The organism is Ensifer adhaerens, assembly GCF_028993555.1.
In the GTDB taxonomy this organism is placed as follows: Bacteria; Pseudomonadota; Alphaproteobacteria; order Rhizobiales; family Rhizobiaceae; genus Ensifer; species Ensifer adhaerens_I.
In genome coordinates this window covers 2,052,843-2,071,932 of the sequence record NZ_CP118611.1, presented here as the reverse complement: position 1 = coordinate 2,071,932, position 19,090 = coordinate 2,052,843, and the positions used below count along the sequence as shown (strand labels likewise).

Sequence of the window (19,090 nt, the reverse complement as noted above, 5' to 3'; positions counted from 1 at the left end):
CGCGCGATTTTTGCGAAGAGCGTGTAACAAACACTTGCGATCGGCGAATGAGGAGGAATGGCGCGGGTGAGCGGCGCAGACGACGAACATCTTGCAAGCCTCCTGCGCGGCGCCGTGGCCGGCGACGAAAAGGCCTATGGCGATTTCTTGCGCGACGCGGCACTGGTGATCCGCGGCTGGGCGCGAAGATGGACGGTAGGTGGTGGTGTTGACGCCGAAGACATCGTTCAGGAGGCGCTGCTGGCCGTGCACGTCAAACGCCATACCTGGCGAGACGATGCGCCTGTCATCCCCTGGCTGCATGCGATCGCCCGGCACAAGTTCGTCGACGCTGTTAGGCGACAGGCCCGTCGCCCTACCGTTGGCATCGAGGAATACGAAGAGACGCTGGCGAGCCCGGAAACCGAAGGGGCTCGCGACTGGGAGATTGGTCGGGCACTCGAAGGTCTTGCGCCGGGCCAGCGGTCGGTCGTCAACGCGATCTCGATCGATGGCTGCTCGGTGGCCGAGACGGCGAAGAGACTGGATATGAACGAGACGGCGGTCCGCGTGGCGCTTCATCGCGGCCTTGCGGCAATCGCCCGCCGATTTGGACGAAACTGATCATGGATACGAACGAACTGATCAAGGCACTTGCGGCAGATGCACGACGGCCCGGTCTCACGATGAATGCCACCTGGAGGGGAGCGGCAGCCGGCGCGCTTATGCTTGCCGGGCTCGTCTTCTTCATGATGCTTGGGCCGCGGCCGGATATCGCGACCGCCGTCGAGACCGTGCGTTTCCTCTTCAAGTTCGTGGTCACCATCGCGCTGGCAGCAGCCGCCTTTGCGACCATGCGCGTCGCCGCCTGGCCCGAGGCTGAGTTACGCCGGATGCTGCCCTATCTTGGCGTCGCGCCGGCACTGGTGCTCGCCGGTGTCGTGCTCGAACTCATCGCCCTGCCTTCCGATGCTTGGGGCACGAAGCTGATCGGGACGAACAGCATGCTCTGCCTGACCTTCATACCGCTGATCGGGTTGGCGCCGCTCGCACTCTTCCTGCTGGCGCTACGTCACGGCGCGCCCTCGCGGCCGTCGCTTTCCGGTGCGCTGGCGGGGCTTGCTGCCGGCGGCATCGCGGCGACCTTCTATGCGGCCCACTGCCCGGACGATTCACCACTGTTCGTGGCGACGTGGTACACGATCGCGATCCTTGGCCTGACACTGCTCGGCGCGATCGCTGCCCGCTGGGCCATCCGCTGGTAGAAGCACACGATTGCGGTCATTCCGGCTGAGCCGAAAAACAAAAAAGGCCGGCAATGCCGACCTTTTCCCGTTCGCTGCGTCACACTGCCAGTACATCCGTGGTCAGCGTTTTCGCGCGAGCCGTGCCCGGAGCCTTCGGTTTATCCCTTTGGTTCCACGGGCAATGCGTTGACGCCTATGTGTGGTGTCCTGCGACCGATTTCAAGGCCTTCGCCTGAAAGGTCGCCAAACCGCTTATCCAAAGAGCATCTATTTTGAGGCGCTAGCAGTGAATGCTGACGCCGTGTTTTACCAGCAAAGCCACGATCTGATCGCTCGGCAACTGATCGGTAACAAGCGCGTCGATATCGGCAAGAGATGCAAGGCGCACAAGCGCGCGCCGGCCGAACTTGCTGCTGTCGACCGCGAGGATCACGCGCTCGGCTTGCTGCATGGCGGCCGAGACGGCGGCGACCTCGGCATGGTCGTCGTCACCGATATCGCCATCCTGGTCGATACCGCTGACGGAGATGACAGCGACGTCGAATTTGAACTTGCGGATATAGTCGGCGGTCTCCTCCCGAAACACGCCGGCGTCCACCTGCCGCACGAAGCCGCCGGGCACGGCGACGGCAAAGCTCGTGCTTTCGCTGAGCGTGGTTGCGACGCGCAGGCTGTATGTGACGACGCGCAGGTCGCGGCGCTTCAACAGGCCGCGGGCCACCGCCTCGCAGGTGGTTCCGGTGTCAATGAAGACGGCGGCACCATCGGTGATGAGATCGGCGGTCAGTTGCCCGATGCGTTCCTTCATGGCTGCGTTATCGACACGCCGCTGCCTGTAGATGTTGGGGTCCACCGGGGTCGCAATGGTCGCTCCGCCATGCAGGCGGCGCACCTTGCCGTCCTGTTCCAGCGCCATGATGTCGCGGCGTGCCGTCTGCGTCGTCACGCCGAAGAGATCGGTGATCTCTTCGATCGAGATATAGTGGTTGTTTTCGAGATGGCTGAGGAGCTGCGCCTGCCGGCGCGTCTTCTTGTCACCACCTTCAATTTCCCGGTCGTTCATCACCCTCATCCCAATCCCCCAGGGCACGCCTTGGTATCATAGGGCTTGCGTCGATCTCCAAGGAAATCGCAGCAGCCTGTCCGGCCCATGATTTTTTTGGCGCCCGATGAAATGTTGTAAAACTGACATTTAACTCGCTTAATGTCTGTAATCGTACATTTCATCGAACTCTTCCGCTCAACAACACCATCGCGATGAAGGTCTTGTGACGGAGCGTGTTCGCATCGCGACATTGGAGCAGCATTATGAAACAACGTGGACATATCCGCGGGGTGCGGGCACTTGCGCGCCTCACGCAGCCGCTTCGCCTGACGACGGCGATCCTTCTGTGCGGAACAAGCCTGACGCTTTCGGCAGCCGAGGCGCGCGCCGCCGACGACAGCATGAAGATTCTGACGCTCAACACCTGGCTCGATCGGTTCAAGGCCAATCCGAGCGTGATGTCGGACTTCTTCATCAAGGGGAACTACGACATCCTGACCTTCCAGGAGTTTCGCGCCAACAGCACCTATGCGCGTGATATTCCCGGCATCCTGAAGAATGCCGGTCTCGGCACCTATGCCACGCGCCAGGACAGCGACACCGGCGTCTTCTCGCGGCTTCCCGGCACTTTCGGCGCCAGCACGCTTGGCGACATCGTGACCTATACGGTGGTCGATCCGACCGTCAGCAAGCCGCAGGTGGTCGTCGGCACCACGCACCTCAACTATTACGACCCGCCGACGAACCGCATCAACGAGGCCAAGGGCATCAATCAATGGGCCAAGTCCGAGACACGGCCGATCATCCTTACCGGCGACTTCAACGCCGGCGACGTCTCCGAGCGCGGGCTGCATTCGGTGAGCCAGCAGGAACTGCTGCTGAAGACCTACGTCAAGAACCCGACCAACAGCTTCTACATGAGCCTGCTGCGCGACTATGCGAAGGACCAGCAGAAGCTCGATGCCTATATCGCCGAATGGAAGGGCAAGGGCTCTGCTGCGATCAACGCCTCGACGGTCCCAGCAGGCCTCTTTGCCGACGAGATGTACCCGGTTGCCGGCAACCTGCCGCAGACGATGAACATCCTCAAGAAGCAGTTCCAGCTGCTGCAGCTTCCGAACGAGCGCGAGCAGTTTTCGCCGCATGCCCTGAACGACGGCAGCGTCACCTGGCCCTCGCACGGTGAGGATGCCACCAACACCTGGGCGAGCTGGCACCGGGTGAAGATCGACCATTTCCTGGCCTCGCGCCCCTTCGGCAAATGGTGGACGCTCAACGACGATCCGAAGGATCCCTATTCCGGTGTCATCACCGATGTCAGCTACGTGACCAACCCGGATGGCTCGAAGACGCCGTTGTCCGATCACGAGCCGGTGGCACACACGGTGCGCTGGGTCGGCCCGGTGCTGCAGAATTATACCGATCCGGCGACGTCTACGGCCAAGACCAGGATCGTCTGGGGCGATGATGCGTCGACCTTCGCGGAGAAGGGTGGCGTGTTCAACCTCAGCCGCAACAATATGCGCAATGACGTCTATCTCGGCCAGATTGCCGACGAGAACGGCTTGCCGATCCTTGTCGGTCTGACCGACCAGGAGAAAAAGACGCTGCTCGACTGCAAGAGCACCGAGCTGCGCTTCCAACAGGCGATCCGCGATTACTGCATCGACGATCATGCCTTCATCGGCGAAACGCTGGTGACCGACAACGGTACCGTGGTTGTCGAAGAGGACGCAGCCCTTGGCAGCGCTTCGGCGAAACTCAGGCTCGACGGCGGTGCCCTCAGGATCGCTGGCCGTGACATGCACCAGATCAACCGCGATATCGTTCTTGAAGGTGCCGGGGGCGCGCTCGACGTCGCCGATGCTGCCAACGTCGTCGCCGTCAGCAAGGCGATCAGTGGTAGCGGTGGCCTCACCAAGCTCGGCGCCGGGGCGCTGGTACTCAACGGCCAGAACACCTACACCGGCGCGACCACGGTCAAGTCCGGCCTGCTCTCCGTCCAGGGTTCGATCACCTCGTCCTCAGGGCTGACCGTCGAAAAAGGCGGAGCGATCGGCGGCATCGGCAAGTTCGGCAGCCTGACGGTCGCCGATGGTGGCGTCATTGCACCCGGCAATTCGATCGGCACATTGAACGTTACCGGCGATATTACCTTCGCCAAAGGTTCGACGTATCAGGTCGAGGCCAATGCCGCAGGTGAAAGCGACAAGATCATCGCCTCCGGCAAGGCGCAGCTCAACGGCGGCTCGGTTCTGGCGCTCGCCGCCAACGGCAGCTATGCGCCCCAGACCCGCTACAGGATCCTGTCGGCGGCAGGCGGCGTCAGTGGCACCTTCGCAGACGTAGCCTCCAGCCTCGTCTTCCTTGACCCGACGCTCGGCTACGACGCCAACAACGTGACGCTGACGCTCAGCCGCAACGATATCCGCTTTGCCGACATTGCGACGACGGCCAACCAGCGGGCAGCCGCGATCGGTGCCGAAAGCCTCGGTTTCTCCAATGCGGCCTATACCGCGCTCACCAATCTGGACCGCGATCAGGCGCGTTTTGCCTTCGACCAGCTTTCGGGTGAGATCCACGCCTCGACCAAGAGCATGCTGCTGCAGGACGGGCTGCTTTTGAACGCTGCCGCGACGAACCGCATCCGTGCGGCATTCGGGGATGACAGTGGCAAACCGACGCCGGTTCTCGCCTATGGCGAGGGCGGCATCGAAAGCGTCGCGGCCGACACGGAGCGCTTTGCCTTCTGGAGCGAGGCGTTCGGTACCTGGGGCGATACGGACGGCAACGGCAATGCGGCCGCTTTCCAGCGCAACGTTGGCGGCTTCCTCGTCGGCGGCGACGGCCTTGTCGGTGACAACTGGCGTGCGGGATTCTTCGGCGGCTACAGCCGCTCGTCCTTCGATGTCGTCGACCGGCGCTCGTCCGGCGATAGCGACAACTACCATATCGGCGGCTATGCCGGCGGCGACTTCGGTGCCCTGTCGCTGACGGCGGGCGCGGCCTACAGCTGGCACCGCATCGAGACGACGCGGGGCTTGTCGTTCGGCGGTTTCGATGACAGCCTGTCGGCGGCCTACGATGCCCGAACCGCGCAGATCTTCGGCGAAGCGAGCTATGCCACGAGCGCGGGCCGCTTCGACTTCGAGGGCTTCGCCAACCTAGCCTATCTCAACCTCGATACGGACGGCTTCCGCGAAAAGGGCGGCGCCGCAGTGCTGTCGGGCGCTTCTGATAACGCCGAGACGACCTTCACGTCGATCGGCGTGCGCACGTCGACCGATGTCTCCTTCGGTGAGACGGCGGCTGTTCTTAGCGGCACCGTCGGCTGGCGGCATGCCTTCGGCGATGTCGTGCCGACCTCGACGCTCGCCTTTGCCGGCGGCCGGGGCTTTACGGTCGCAGGCGCGCCGATCGCCCGGGATGCGGCGCTCGTGGAAGCGGGCATCGACTTCAAGATCGCACCGGCCGCCACCTTCGGCGTCAACTACGCTGGCCAGATCGCCTCTGATGTTTCCGATCATGGGGTCAACGCCAAGCTCAAGGTCCGCTTCTAGGATCCGCCTCAACCAGGCGTTCTGAGGTTGAACGGACGCACCGGGACTGGAGCGCCGCGCACTTATGCGCGGCGCTTTTCTATGTCAGCGCATCCTTACGTAACTGTTGCAAACCGGCCGCAGCCGCGACGATTGGCGCCATGGCAAGATTTCTGCACTTGGCGGTTGCTGCCGATTCGCCTATAGGTCGTCTTCCGGCAATCAATCAGGGAGGTTTCAAAAGATGCCAGCTTTTTCTTTCTCCCTACGGGGCGGCGTACAGTTCTGAACTGGACGCAGAAAGGCACTTACGCCTTTCCGTCTTTTCCAGGTCGGAGTTCGTCTCGCTGACCTTGGCCCTTCCTCCCCGGAGGACGCTGCCAAACCAATGATGCCGCATCGGAAGCTGGGTTCCTTTTTTCGGCATATTCCGTTCTGAATTCGTTTTGAGGCCGATGTACGCGCATCGGGCAGATATTATGGCTTTTACTCGTTTCGCTTTGCGCGGCGGTGCATTCCGCAGCGTTCTTGGTTTCACCTGGTCACATTGGAAGGCACAGCCGCTCAGGATCAGCGTCATTCTCGGAATGGTCCTTCTGTCGACGCTTGCCGACGTCCTGACGCCGCTCTACTCGGGCAGGCTCGTCGATGCCGTCGTTTCGGGCTCGGCGACCGATCAACTCGCCTGGAATGCGGCGATTGCGGCATTCTGGATGCTGATGGCGCTCTCGCTCGGCGCCATCCTGCTTCGACACCTCACCTTCCTGGGCGTCACGGATCTGACGCTCAAGATGATGGCGGACATCGCGTCGGCGGCGTTCTACCGCATCCAGCGCTTTTCGACCGACTGGCACGCCAACAGCTTTGCCGGCTCCACGGTGCGCAAGGTGACGCGTGGCATGTGGGCACTCGATCTGTTGAACGACACGTTGCTGGTCGCGCTGTTCCCGTCTGTCGTGATGCTTGTCGGTTCGACGGTGCTGATGTCGTTCTACTGGCCGATGATGGGCGTCATCATCGGTATCGGCTCGATCATCTTCATCGTGGTGACGATCCTCCTGTCGCTCGGATATGTCGCGCCGATGGCGAGCCTCGCCAACCGCTGGGACACCAAGCTCGGCGGTGCGTTGGCCGACGCGGTGAGCTGCAACATCGTGGTCAAGGGCTTCGGCGCCGAAGGCCGCGAGGACGCGCGCCTTGCCAAGGTTCTCGCCAAGTGGCGGGACCGCACGCGCCGTACCTGGATACGCGGCACCACCAACGGCACGACGCAAGGGGCCATGCTGCTCGTCCTGCGCGCGGCGGTAATCGGCTTTGCGCTGCTATTGTGGTCGCGCGGACAGGCGACGGCGGGTGACATCACCTTCGTGCTCACCTCGTTCTTCATCCTGCAGGGTTACCTGCGTGAAGTCGGGCAGCATATCCGCAACCTGCAGCGCTCGATCAACGACATGGAGGAGCTCGTCGACATCCATGGTCAGTCGCTCGGTATCGAGGACAAGGCGGACGCCAAGGCGATCCGGATCACCGACGGTCGCATCGAGTTCAGGGATGTGACGTTCCACTACGGTGCGCACCGCAAGCCGCTCTATGACCGGTTTTCGGTGACGATCTGGGAGGGCGAGCGCGTCGGTCTCGTCGGTCACTCGGGTTCGGGCAAGACGACCTTCGTCAAGCTGATCCAGCGGCTGCACGACCTGAAGTCCGGGCAGATCCGGATCGATGGCCAGGATATCGCTTCGGTGGCGCAGACGTCGTTGCGCCAGCAGATCGCGATCGTCCAGCAGGAGCCGATCCTGTTCCACCGTTCGCTCTCGGAGAACATCGCCTATGCACGGCCGGACGCCACGCAGAGCGAGATCGAAAGGGCGGCAAAGCTTGCAAGCGCGCACGACTTCATCACGTCGCTGCCGAAAGGCTACGGCACGCTGGTGGGCGAGCGCGGGGTCAAGCTCTCGGGCGGCGAGCGTCAGCGTATCGCCATTGCCCGCGCCTTCCTTGCGGACGCTCCGATCCTGATCCTCGACGAGGCGACGTCGAGCCTCGATTCGGAATCGGAGGTGCTGATCCAGCAGGCGATGGAACGGCTGATGCTCGGGCGCACCACTCTGGTGATCGCCCACCGGCTGTCGACGGTCAGGGCGCTCGACCGGCTGCTGGTCTTCGACCACGGCCGGATTGCCGAGGAGGGTACGCACGACGCGCTGATCCGTCTCGACGGCGGCATCTACCGCGGTCTCTTCGAGCGCCAGGCGCTGGAACTGACCAAGGGGCTGGTGTTGAACGACCAGTAAAGGGTGCTGCTTGCCAAACTTTTCGCCGCGCCTGAATAAGGCGCGGCGAAAACCTGTCGCTCTATCGGCTGAGCCAACGGTCGATGCCGCGCGCAGCCGCACGCCCTGTGGCGAAACAGGCGGTCAGCAGGTAACCGCCGGTCGGCGCCTCCCAATCGATCATTTCGCCGGCTACGAAGAGGCCGGGCAGCGCCTTCAGCATGTAGCCGTCGTCGATTGCCTCCCACGCCACCCCGCCGGCCGAGGAGATCGCTTCGACGATCGGGCGCGGACGCAAAAGGGGGATCGGCAGCGCCTTGATCAAGGCAGCGAGATCGAGAGGCGCCATGCGCGCAGCATCAGGCGAAAGCTCGCGCAGCAGGGATGCCTTCACGCCTTCGAGCCCGGCTCCCTTGCGCAGGCGATTGGAGAAGCTGGTCTTGCTGTCGAAGCGGCCAAGATTCTTGGCCAGTTTCTCAACGGTTCGTCCGGGGGCGAGGTCAATCAACAGTTCTGCCGGCTGGCCACGCAACAGCCGGTCTCTGAGCGCGCTCGTATGGGCATAGACAAGGCTGCCTTCGATGCCGCTCTTGCTGACGACAAATTCGCCGGGAACGGTGCCCGCTTCTGAAGTAGCCGTGACGCCCTTGAGTGCCGCACCGGCGAAGCGGTCTCGGAAGGTTTCGCTCCAGTCGACGTCGAAGCCGCAATTGGCGGGCTGGAAATCCGAGACGGTGACACCCTTTTCCAGCAGCCAAGGGAGCCATAGGGCGTCCGACCCGAGGCGCGGATAGCTGGCGCCACCAACTGCCAGCAACATGGCATCGGCTCTGACGCGCTTCGTTCCGTCAGACGTGTAGAAAGTCAGCTCATTGCCCTCAAATCCTGTCCAGCGGTGTCGCGTCAGGATTTTGACCCCGCGCCCTTCAAATGACCTGAGCCAGGCGCGCAGCAACGGCGACGCCTTCATCACTTCCGGAAAGACGCGGCCCGAAGAGCCGACGAAGGTTTCGGTTCCGAGCGCTTGCGCCCATTGCCTGACATCGTCGGGCGTGAAGGCATCAAGCGCCGCGCGCAGTCGCGGCGAGGCGTTGCCGAAGCGCTCGGCAAAGGCGGCATAGGGCTCCGAATGGGTAATGTTCAGCCCCGACTTGCCCGCGAGCAGGAACTTGCGCGCGACCGTTGGCATGCTGTCGTAGACGGTGACCGCGTGGCCGCGCTCCGCCAACACCTGCGCGGCCATCAGCCCGCTTGGCCCGCCGCCCACAATGGCGATGTTCTTTTGTCCCATGCGCTTGCCCGGTCACAGATTCCATGTCGCCGCACTCTTGGCCCGGCGGCGCGCGGCGCGCAACCCCGCCGCGACGTGCGCTCAGTAGCGATTGGAACCATTGAGCTTGCGCTCGAGCCACAGGCTGTAGCGCGAACCGGTGAAGCAGATTGCGAAATAGACCAGTGCCGCAAAGATATAGGCCTCGCTGTAGAAGCCGAGCCAGGTCGGGTCGGTTGCCGAGGTCTTGGCGGCGTTCAGCAGATCGTAGATGCCGATGACGGCAAGCAGCGAGGTGTTGAGCACGATGCCGATCGAGAGGTTGACGATTGCGGGAATGACGGCTGTGAGCGCCTGCGGCAGCACGACCAGCCGCAGCATCTGGATCCGGCTGAGGCCAAGGGACAAGGCTGCCTCCTTCTGCCCGGAAGGGATCACCTGCAGGCCGGCGCGGATGACTTCGGCGAGATAGGCGGAGAAGAACAGGGTGACGCCGATCTGTGCACGCAGCAGCTTGTCGATTGCAGCGCCACTCGGCAGCGCCATCGGCACGATCAGCATCGCCACATAGAGAACGGCGATCATCGGCACGCCGCGCAGGACTTCGATGAAGACGACAGCGAGTGAACGCAGGATACCCATGTCGGATTGGCGGGCGAGCGCCAGCAGCAGTGCGATCGGGAACGCAAAGGCAAGGCCGGCGATCGAAACGGCAAGGGTGATCGGCAGCCCGCCCCAATGATTGGTCGATACCGGTTCCATGCCGGCCGTGCCCGCCATCAGCAGCCAGATCACGAGCAGGGCCAGCAGCCAGACCGGTACCAGGCGAAAACTCCAGAAGCGGGGCAGGGCAGAGACCGTCAGCAGCGCTGCGATCAGGGCGACGACCAGCGCCGGTCGCCATTGCAGATGAGGCGGGAAGAAGGCGAAGAGCATGAACCGAAACTTGGCTCCGACGAAGGCCCAGCAGGCGCCGGCCGTCTCCGTTGTGCAATCGGCTGACGTGCCGGACCAGACGGCATCGACGACGGCCCAGCGAAAAAAGGGCAGCGCGAGCCAGAGGATCGCCGTGAGCGTGGCAAGCGTGACGAGGCCGTTGGCCCAGCCGTTGAAAAGACCTTCGCGCCACCGGTGCCAGTCCGGTGCGACGGGAGGCGCAAGTTCGATCTGGCTCATCGCTTTCCTTCCGCGCGCAGAACCACGCGCCGGTTGTAGAGATTCATGACGGCCGAAACCGCAAGGCTGATGCTCAGGTAGACGGCGGCGATGATGATGATCGCCTCCAGCACCTGCCCGGTGGTATTGGCCGTCGTGTTGGCGACGCTGACGAGGTCCGGGTAGCCGATCGCGACCGCGAGGCTCGAGTTCTTGGTGAGATCGAGGAAGCTCGAGATCATCAGCGGCGTGATGACCCGAAGCGCCTGCGGCAGCACGACGAGACGCAGGATCTGCGCCGGCTTCAGTCCGAGCGCCCGGGCTGCTTCCCATTGGCCCGACTTTACCGACTGGATGCCGCTGCGCACGATCTCGGAGATCGAGGCCGAGGCATTGACGACGAGGCCAATCAAGAGTGCTGCGAACTCCGGCGTCAGCGACAGGCCGCCGCGAATGTTGAAGCCGCCCTTGGCGGGAATTTCGACAGATGCGGCGAAACCTAGGGACGTGAGGGTGAGGTAGCAGAGGGCAAGCGCCCCGAGCACGGCACCGGCAGACTTCGGCAGATATAAAGCTGAGCCTGCAAACAGGCGACGGGACAGGACGAGCGTGGCGAGGACAGCCAGCGCCACCACTGAAAGCCAGATGAAAGCTGGCAGTCCTTCGACCGAGAGCGAGGGAAGATAGACGCCGCGGTTGCTGAGATAGACGCTGCCGAGGAACGTGTATGCGCCGCGCGGTGGCGGCAGCGTGTGGATAATGGCGCTCCAGAGAAAGAGCTGCAGCAACAACGGCGTGTTGCGCAAAAGCTCGACATAGCCGTGAACGAGACTGGCGAGCAGCAGGTTGCCCGAGAGCCGCGCGATCCCGAGCGCAACGCCGAGTACCGTTGCAAGCAGGCAGCCGACGACCGCGACCTTGATGGTGTTGGCGATGCCGGCGCCAAGCGCGCGGGCATAGCTGTCGCCGGCCGAATAGGAGAACAGGCTCTCACCGATCTCGAAGTTCGCCTGGTGAGAGAGAAAGGCGAAGCCCGGCGTCAGCCCCATGCGGTGCATGCTGTCGGCTGTGTTTTGGCCCAGAAAAGCGAAAAGCAAGAGCACGCCGACGAAAAGCAGGCCTTGCTGCAGCGGCAGCGGCCCGATCCAGCTGCGCAGCCGTGAGACGGGTCCGGGCCCCGAAGGGCCCGGTTGGATATGGCGTTTCATGGGAGAAACCATGAACCCGCTCAGCGGAACGGCGGCGAATAGAGCAGGCCGCCCGCGGTCCAGGGCTGGTTGTAGCCGCGCTCGAAGTTGAGCGCCGTGCCCTTGCCGACGTTGCGCTCGAAGATCTCGCCGTAATTGCCGACGGCCTTGACGATGTTGTAGGCGAACTTCGGGTCAAGGCCGATGGCTTCGCCGAGCGACGGGTCGACGCCGAGGAAGCGCTTGATCGCCGGATCCTCGCTCTTCAGGAACGTGTCGACATTCTCCTTGGTGATGCCGAATTCTTCGGCCTGGATCGTCGCATAGACGGTCCAGTTGACGATTTCGAGCCACTGGTCGTCACCGGCGCGGATGGCCGGTGCCAGCGGTTCCTTCGACAGGCGCTCCGGCAGAAGCACGTAGTCGTCGGGTTTCGAGAGCTGGGTGCGCTTGGCGGCAAGGTCGGTGGCGTCCTGGGTGAGCGCGTCGACGCGGCCTGAATCGAGCGCCTTCAGGAACTCGCCGGTTTCTTCGATCGTGACCGGCGTAAAGGCCTTGCCGGTCTTGCGGAAGAAGTCGGCGATGTTGAGCTCGCCCGTCGTGCCGCTCTGGACGCCGATCGTCGCGCCGTCCAGTTCCTCGCCCTTGCTGACGCCGAGATCCTTGCGCACCAGCAGGCCTTGGCCGTCGTAGAAGACGACGGGACCGAAGTGGAAGCCGAGCTTGAAGGCGCGGCTCACCGTCTGGGTCACGCCCGAAAGCAGGATGTCGAACTCGCCCGATTGCAGCGCCGGCAGGCGCTGCTGCGGCGAGGAGTTGGTGAATTCCACCTTTTCGGCATCGTTGAAGACGGTGATCGCGATGGCGCGGCCGAAATCGACGAAGAAGCCCTGCCAGCGACCGCTGCTATCGGGCGAGAAGAAACCCGGCGTGGTGCCGACGCCGACCTTGATGACGCCGCGCGCCTTGATCTTGTCGAGCGTTTCGCCGGCGAGCGCTGACGTGGCGATCAGGCCAGCCGCCAGCGCTGCCGTTGCGGCAAAGGCTTTGGTGAAAAGTTTTCGGTGATTGGAATTTCGCTGCATGAAGGCCCCCAAAGCCACAAAAGAACGTCACTGCGCATGCACGGCGGAAGTGCCCGCTGCGTACTGAAATAATTAAATCTATAGAAATTATATAATAGGTATTTTTGTGCAAAATTGACGCGTTGCCCGAAACAGATTTCGCCGCCTCGTTTTTGCCGGGAACGTTTTTGACAAGCAGTTGGTTGGTTCGAAGCACGGCGACCCGACACGCCGCCGGGTTGCACCGGTCCTGACCGAGAGCGGCACGGGCTCTCCAAAAGCCGATCGTACTTGTAGGCTTGCCTCTTGTTGAGTTCGGCGGAAGTTCCTAGGTTCCGCGCGTCTGTTGGGTTATCTCCTTGGCGATGCAACTCTCTGCGGGAAAATGGCGGGAACGGTTGGGATGGGGCGCGCCGGTGTCGGTCGCCCTGCATCTCGTCGTCGCCTTTTTCCTGCTGTTCGATCTGCCGCTGGAACTGCCAAAGCCGCCGCAGGAGCAGACGGTCAATGTCGAGCTCGTTCCGCCGCCTGCAGAGGCGAAGGAGGAAAAGAAGGCCGAGCAAAAACAGGCGGAGCAGAAGAAGGCAGGGCCGAAAAAAGGCGAAGAGAAGAAGGCCGAACAGCCAAAACCGCAGCCCAAACCCAAGCCCCAGCCCAAGCCCCAGCCCCAGCCGAAGGCAGATCCGAAACCGGAACCCAAGCCGGCGCAGCAGCTGCCGCAGTCCTTCGCCTCCGCCATGGCCAAGACCAAGCAGGACAACAAGGAGGCCGAGCTGCCGCCCGCGGCGCGGGACACGGAGAAAAAGACCGAGCCGTCCGAGCCGGCAAAGGCCGTGGACGAGAAGGCAAAGCCTGCGGACCTGCCGGCAAAGGTGCCCACGGCGGAGAAAAAAGAACCGGTGAAGGAGCCGAAACCCCTGTCGACTCTGGCCGTGCCCGCAAAGTCACCTGAAAATGCCACGCAGAAGGCGGATGAAAAAGCGGCGGCGGCAGTGGCCGACGCCAAGCCTGAGCCAAAAAAAGTACCTGAAGCCAAAGAGCAGACGGTCAAATCGGAACAGAAGGCTGCAACGGCGAAGCTGGCCGATGCCGCAGCGAAGGTTGAACTCAAGCCGGTTCCGAGCAAGATGACCGAAGCAAAAGAACTTTACTCGGCAAAGTCGATTGCCGACCCTCGCGTGAAGCAGGCGCTGACCAACCTGCCGGTCAAGAGGCGCATTCTGCAACTCTGCAATCTCGAGGCGCTCGAACAGATCCGCAGCCAACGACCGGATACCCCGCCGGAAGGGCTGGTACCTTTCGGGCCGAGAGGCGGCTTCATCTCCAAGAACCGGATGGACGCCAGCGGCGGTGCCTATCAGAACAAGTCGAATTGGTACGACGTCGATTTCAAATGTGTCGTCAACGAAGAAGCGACGGAAGTGACCTCCTTCAGCATCGCTATCGGTGGCCAAGTGCCGAAGGCAACCTGGAAGGAGCGGAGACTTCCGGGGAATTGATCTTCGGGACATGGGCAGCGGCGACGGTCCTATCCTAGGCAGAACCTCATGCTGCTCGGCGTACGGCTCGTCGCAGCCCTTGTCGCCAGACATCGCCCGTGGCTGCGCTGCTTGGAGACCTTTGCCTGCCGGACCCGTTCGAGCCCGACAGGCAGATGCGAGTTGCCACTCCCACACCGATCTCGGGTCGTTACTCGGCGGGCTGGAGGGCTCGCTCACGGTAGACCGATACGAGCGACGTGCCGAGCATTGCTGCGACTGCGGCGAAGAGGAAGACGCCGGCCGGCCCCTGCAACTCGACGAGCAGGCCACCGAGGATCGCGCCGGTGGAAATGGCGATCTGGAAGGTCGTGAGCGTCGCCGCACCTGCACCTTCGGCCTCGTCACCGGCCGCACGGCTTAAGAACGACTGGACGCTGACGGGAAGCGCACCGAAGGCAAAGCCCCATGCCGCCGTGGCAACGATGGCGACGGCCGGCAGTGCGCCGGCAAGCGCCAGGATCAGGGTGGTGGCGGCGACGCCGGCTGCGGCCGACATCATGGACAGCCGGGTGCTGCGCTCGGCGAGAAAGCCGCCGGCAATGTTGCCGAAGAAGCCGCCAATGCCGAAGGCGAGCAGGATCGCGGTGATCGCTTCGACCCCGAACTGCGGTACCTGTTCAAGGAACGGGCGAACATAGGTAAAGCCGGCGAAGTGGCCGGTGACGACGAGCAGGATGGTTGCGAGGCCGAGCCGGATGGCCGGACGCTTCAGCACGTTGAGGATCGTGTTGAGGCCCGTCGTTCCGACCGGCGGAAGGCGCGGAACCGTCAGCGCCTGGACGATGAAGGTGACGATACCGACGGCGGCGGCAAGCAGGAAGGCGTAACGCCAGCCGAGCGTAGCACCGATCCAGGCGCCGACCGGGGCCGCGCAAACGGTCGCGATCGACACACCCGACATGATGATCGCCATGGCGCGGGGCATCAGCCGGCCGGGAACGAGGCGCATGGCGAGCGCCAGCGACAGGGCCCAGAAACCGCCGAGACCGATGCCGAGCAGGAAGCGCGCGACCAGTAGCATCGGCAGGCTCGAGGCGAAGCCGGCGATCAGGCTCGAAATCACGAGAAGAGCTGTCAGCGTAAGAAGGACGTTCCGACGGTCGAAGCGTCCGGTGTAGACGACGATCGCCGGGCCCGCGATAGCAGCGACCACGGCGGTTGTGGTGACCGACTGGCCGGCAGCGCCGACCGTTACACCGAGGTCGGCAGACATTGGCGTCAGCAGACTGGCCGGCAGAAACTCCGCCGTGACCAAGCCGAAGACCCCGAGCGACAGGGAAACGACGGCCGCCCACAGGGGCTTTTCGCGTTCATCCGCCTGTCCCGTAGGCTTGGCGACAATACCATCCATGACTTTCATCTCCATTATGATTGGGATGAAAATATGCATGGCCATCTGGAGTTTCTATGCTAGAAAATCCAAAACACTATGCCGTTCGTCCAAAGGTGAGATATAGAATGAGTGATGCGCTAACCGAGATCCTGCGCGGCCTCAGACTCGACGGTGTTGAATATGGGCGCTGCCAGCCGTGTGCGCCATGGGCGACCTCCTACCCAGAACAGGAGCCTGCGCGATTTCATTTTCTTGCGTCCGGCTCGGCCCATCTTCAGATGCCCGACGGCACATGGACGGAGCTGGCGCCGGGAGATGCGGTGCTGCTGCCGCGCGGCGACGCGCATGTGCTCGCCAGCAAGCCGGGTCTGCCGACGATCTCGATCCGCGACCTGCCGAAACGGCAGCTGTGCGACGGTATCGTCGATGTGCAGTGCCCCAATTCGGACAGCCAGAACCTTCTGTTTTTCGCGGTCATGCAGTTCAACGTCGACCGGCTGCATCCGCTGCTGCAACTGATGCCGTCGGTGATGCGCACCAGCGATCTCGCCTCCAGCGAACCGTCGATCCCGTCGCTGCTCGATACCATGACGCGCGAGGCGGCGATGCAGCGCGTCGGCTCCGGCGGCATCCTGGCGCGGCTCGCCGATGTCCTGACGGCGACGATCATCCGCGCCTGGGTGGAGCACGGCTGCGGTACGGCGACCGGCTGGCTGGCGGCCGTGCGTCATCCGGAAGTGGGCCGGGTTCTTGCGGCCATTCACCTCGACCCGACGAAGGACTGGACAGTCCCCGAACTCGCCAAGCTCATGGGCGCGTCGCGCTCGGGCTTTGCCCAGCGTTTCGCTGATACCGTCGGTGAAACGCCGGCCCGCTACGTGGCGCGCATGCGCATGCACCAGGCGCATCAGTGGCTGCGGGAAGGAAAGCGCGTCGCCCATGTGGCGAACCGCCTCGGCTACGATTCCGAGGCGTCGTTCAGCCGCGCCTTCCGCAAGATCATGGGCGCGCCGCCCAGCCATTCGCGCAGCCTGACATCGGCTCCCGAGCAGATCGCGTCGTGAACTGCGCGGCGCCAGCGCCTCAGAACTTGACGGAGAGATCAGCCCTTGCGCCATGATGTTGCCGACGACGAGCGCCGAGCAGGCCCAGATCCCGAGGCTCGGCCGTGCAGTCACTTCGGACGTTGTCTGGTGAGGCCTCACTGAGGTTGCATCAAGCGGCTTCGTCATGGATCGGGGGCTCCCTTGCCAAAGACGAGGCGAACTTATGAGCTGTTTTTGATGGAGACGCGCTGCGATCGCCCGCGTTGCAGGCTTCTCATGAAACTATTCCATTTTTGCGATGCCGTTTTGCCGCCGATGAAGGTAGGGTCCCCTGCGACGAAATGACTGCTTCGCTATCGGGTCTGTTGGCAGGGAAAACGACAGAAAAATGACGAATATCAAATGCTTGCGCCTTCGTGACATCGGTTTTCAGCCGGGCACCTGCGAGACCGGCCCGTTGAATGCGATCACCGATGTCGAGGGCGTCGCGGTCGGCCATGTCACCGTGGTCGAGGGGGACCGCATCCGTACCGGCGCGACCGCCATCCTGCCGCACGGCGGCAACCTCTTTCAGGACAAGGTGCCGGCAGCACTCGCCGTGCTCAACGGCTTCGGAAAGTTCGCTGGATCCACTCAGATCGAGGAACTGGGCGAGTTGGAGACGCCCGTGGTCCTTACCAATACGCTGGCGACGGGACGCGCCATCGAGGCGATCAACCGCTGGACGCTGGCTGTGCCCGGCAACGAGAAGGTCGTGTCGCTGAACGCGGTCGTCGGCGAGACCAATGATTCCCGCCTGAATGATATCCGTGCGGGCCGGCCGACGATCGAGGAAATTGGCGCGGCCCTCGTGTCCGCCAAGACCGGCCCTGTCGAGGAGGGCGCGGTCGGGGCCGGAACCGGAACGGTTGCCTTCGGCCTCAAGGGCGGCATCGGCACCAGTTCGCGCCGGGTAAAGACGGCGGGCGAGATCTTCACCCTCGGCGTGCTGGTTCAGTCCAATTATGGCGGGCGGCTCACCGTTTGCGGCCGCACCTACGATGCGCCGACGGGACACGACCGGGATGGATCGATCGTCATCGTGATCGCGACCGATGCGCCGCTCTCCGCCCGCAACCTCAAGCGCCTCGCCGAGCGTGCCTTCGGTGGCCTCGCCCGTACGGGAGCAGCACTCAGCAACGGCTCCGGAGACTATGCGCTTGCCTTCTCGACGGCGCCATCCGTTCGCCGCACCAAGGCACGGCGGTCAGCGATCGCGGATTACCCGGACGTTCCGAACGACCTGATGTCGCCGCTTTTCGAGGCGGCGATCGAGGCAACCGAGGAAGCCATCCTCAATTCGCTGACCATGGCCCGCACGACGCACGGCTTCAACGCCGCGAACGGCAAGCTGAGCACGGTCGAGGCGATTTCGCTCGAAAGGCTTCGCGACCTCGGCCAACAGTGATCGTTGCACCGCGGATCGCGAGCGGTGCGGCGATCCACGGTTGCACACCAAACCTAACTTTTACGGAGCCCACATGTCCCAGCCGCCCATTCGCACAGTCTATCTCAACGGCGCGTTTCTGCCGGAGAACGAGGCGCGCCTGTCGATCTTCGATCGCGGCTTTCTCTTCGGCGACGGCATCTACGAGGTGACCGCTGTTCTTGAAGGCAAGCTGATCGACAGCGCGCCGCATATGGCCCGGCTGGAACGTTCGGCGCGCGAAATCGGCGTGCCGCTGCCGGTGTCGACCGAGGAGATCGTCGCCATCGAAAAGCGGCTGGTGGCAGACAACAACCTTGTCGAAGGCATCGTCTATCTCCAGCTCACCCGTGGTGCCGAAGACCGGAACTTCCTGTTCTCGGCCGATCTCCAGCCGACGCTTTTGCTCTTCACCCAGGAAAAGACGCTGGTGAGCGTCGCTGCGGCGGAGAAGGGGCTTTCGGTGAAGACCGTGCCCGATCAGCGCTGGGCACGTCGCGATATCAAGAGCGTGTGCCTGCTGCCGCAGGTGATCGCCAAGCGCATCGCCAAGGCCGAAGGCTGCGACGAAGCCTGGATGATCGAAGACGGGTTCGTTACCGAAGGCGCGTCCTCCACCGCCTATATCGTGACCGAGGACAACCGCATCATCACGCGCGGCAACAGCCATGTGACGTTGCCCGGCTGCACGCGGCTGGCCGCGCTGGCGCTCGCGCGCGAGCAAGGGCTAACGCTCGAGGAACGACCGTTCACGCTCGACGAGGCGCTGAATGCGCGCGAAGCCTGCCTGACCAGCGCCTCGAATTTCGTCGCCCCGATCACTCGGATCGACGGCAAGCCGGTTGGCTCCGGTGCACCGGGTCCGATCGTCAAGCGTCTGCGCGAACTCTATCTGGAGCACGCGCGGCGGACGGCGATCTAGTCGACGGATCTCCTGCCTTGGAAC

14 protein-coding genes are annotated in these 19,090 nt (G+C 63.3%); 8 read left to right on the top strand and 6 right to left on the bottom strand.

Translation table 11 applies throughout. From position 1 onward, the window contains the following. The first annotated feature begins 66 nt into the window (after positions 1-66). Both PWG15_RS29540 and PWG15_RS29535 read left to right on the top strand, forming a co-directional pair. Complete coding sequence (locus tag PWG15_RS29540; RefSeq protein WP_275025091.1) at positions 67-603, top strand: sigma-70 family RNA polymerase sigma factor; 537 nt, start codon at positions 67-69, stop codon at positions 601-603. Positions 604-605: 2 nt separating this feature from the next. Then, positions 606-1,244: an NrsF family protein gene (locus PWG15_RS29535; RefSeq protein ID WP_275025090.1), complete on the top strand. Its 639-nt coding sequence runs from the start codon at positions 606-608 to the stop codon at positions 1,242-1,244. A gap of 262 nt (positions 1,245-1,506) precedes the next feature. Here PWG15_RS29535 and PWG15_RS29530 read toward each other — a convergent pair whose 3' ends face one another. Beyond that, positions 1,507-2,289, bottom strand: a complete 783-nt coding sequence (locus PWG15_RS29530) for a DeoR/GlpR family DNA-binding transcription regulator (RefSeq protein ID WP_275025089.1) — start codon at positions 2,287-2,289, stop codon at positions 1,507-1,509. A 245-nt stretch (positions 2,290-2,534) separates the two neighbouring features. Between PWG15_RS29530 and PWG15_RS29525 the strand changes: the two genes are divergently transcribed. Further along, complete coding sequence (locus PWG15_RS29525; protein WP_275025088.1) at positions 2,535-5,831, top strand: autotransporter domain-containing protein; 3,297 nt, start codon at positions 2,535-2,537, stop codon at positions 5,829-5,831. 458 nt (positions 5,832-6,289) lie between these two features. Continuing rightward, positions 6,290-8,104 carry an ABC transporter ATP-binding protein gene (locus tag PWG15_RS29520; protein WP_275025087.1) on the top strand — a complete coding sequence of 605 codons (1,815 nt, stop codon included), beginning with the start codon at positions 6,290-6,292 and terminating at the stop codon, positions 8,102-8,104. A gap of 61 nt (positions 8,105-8,165) precedes the next feature. On the opposite strand, the gene PWG15_RS29515 is transcribed toward PWG15_RS29520, so the two are convergent. The 4 genes from PWG15_RS29515 to PWG15_RS29500 all read right to left on the bottom strand — a co-directional run bounded on the left by PWG15_RS29515 (position 8,166) and on the right by PWG15_RS29500 (position 12,780). Next, positions 8,166-9,374 (bottom strand): TIGR03862 family flavoprotein, encoded by a 1,209-nt coding sequence (locus tag PWG15_RS29515; protein WP_275025085.1) that lies wholly within the window; start codon positions 9,372-9,374, stop codon positions 8,166-8,168. An 81-nt stretch (positions 9,375-9,455) separates the two neighbouring features. After that, entirely contained in the window at positions 9,456-10,529 is a 1,074-nt protein-coding gene (locus PWG15_RS29510; RefSeq protein WP_275025084.1) for an amino acid ABC transporter permease, read from the bottom strand. After that, positions 10,526-11,716: an amino acid ABC transporter permease gene (locus PWG15_RS29505; RefSeq protein ID WP_275025083.1), complete on the bottom strand. Its 1,191-nt coding sequence runs from the start codon at positions 11,714-11,716 to the stop codon at positions 10,526-10,528. Before PWG15_RS29505 ends, PWG15_RS29510 begins: the two co-directional genes overlap by 4 nt. A 20-nt stretch (positions 11,717-11,736) precedes the next feature. Beyond that, positions 11,737-12,780: an amino acid ABC transporter substrate-binding protein gene (locus tag PWG15_RS29500; protein WP_275025082.1), complete on the bottom strand. Its 1,044-nt coding sequence runs from the start codon at positions 12,778-12,780 to the stop codon at positions 11,737-11,739. Positions 12,781-13,124: 344 nt separating this feature from the next. Between PWG15_RS29500 and PWG15_RS29495 the strand changes: the two genes are divergently transcribed. After that, a complete protein-coding gene (locus PWG15_RS29495) occupies positions 13,125-14,258 on the top strand; it encodes a DUF930 domain-containing protein (protein WP_275027257.1) in 1,134 nt (377 codons plus the stop codon). Between the two features lie 190 nt (positions 14,259-14,448). Here PWG15_RS29495 and PWG15_RS29490 read toward each other — a convergent pair whose 3' ends face one another. Next, a complete protein-coding gene (locus tag PWG15_RS29490; RefSeq protein ID WP_275025081.1) occupies positions 14,449-15,651 on the bottom strand; it encodes an MFS transporter in 1,203 nt (400 codons plus the stop codon). A gap of 107 nt (positions 15,652-15,758) precedes the next feature. On the opposite strand from PWG15_RS29490, the gene PWG15_RS29485 reads away from it, so the two are divergent. The 3 genes from PWG15_RS29485 to PWG15_RS29475 all read left to right on the top strand — a co-directional run bounded on the left by PWG15_RS29485 (position 15,759) and on the right by PWG15_RS29475 (position 19,066). Next, complete coding sequence (locus tag PWG15_RS29485; RefSeq protein WP_275025079.1) at positions 15,759-16,697, top strand: AraC family transcriptional regulator; 939 nt, start codon at positions 15,759-15,761, stop codon at positions 16,695-16,697. A 370-nt stretch (positions 16,698-17,067) separates the two neighbouring features. Next, positions 17,068-18,126, top strand: coding sequence for a P1 family peptidase (locus PWG15_RS29480; RefSeq protein ID WP_275025077.1), 1,059 nt, complete (start codon positions 17,068-17,070; stop codon positions 18,124-18,126). A gap of 73 nt (positions 18,127-18,199) precedes the next feature. After that, a complete protein-coding gene (locus PWG15_RS29475) occupies positions 18,200-19,066 on the top strand; it encodes a D-amino-acid transaminase (protein ID WP_275025076.1) in 867 nt (288 codons plus the stop codon). The last annotated feature ends 24 nt before the right edge of the window (positions 19,067-19,090 follow it).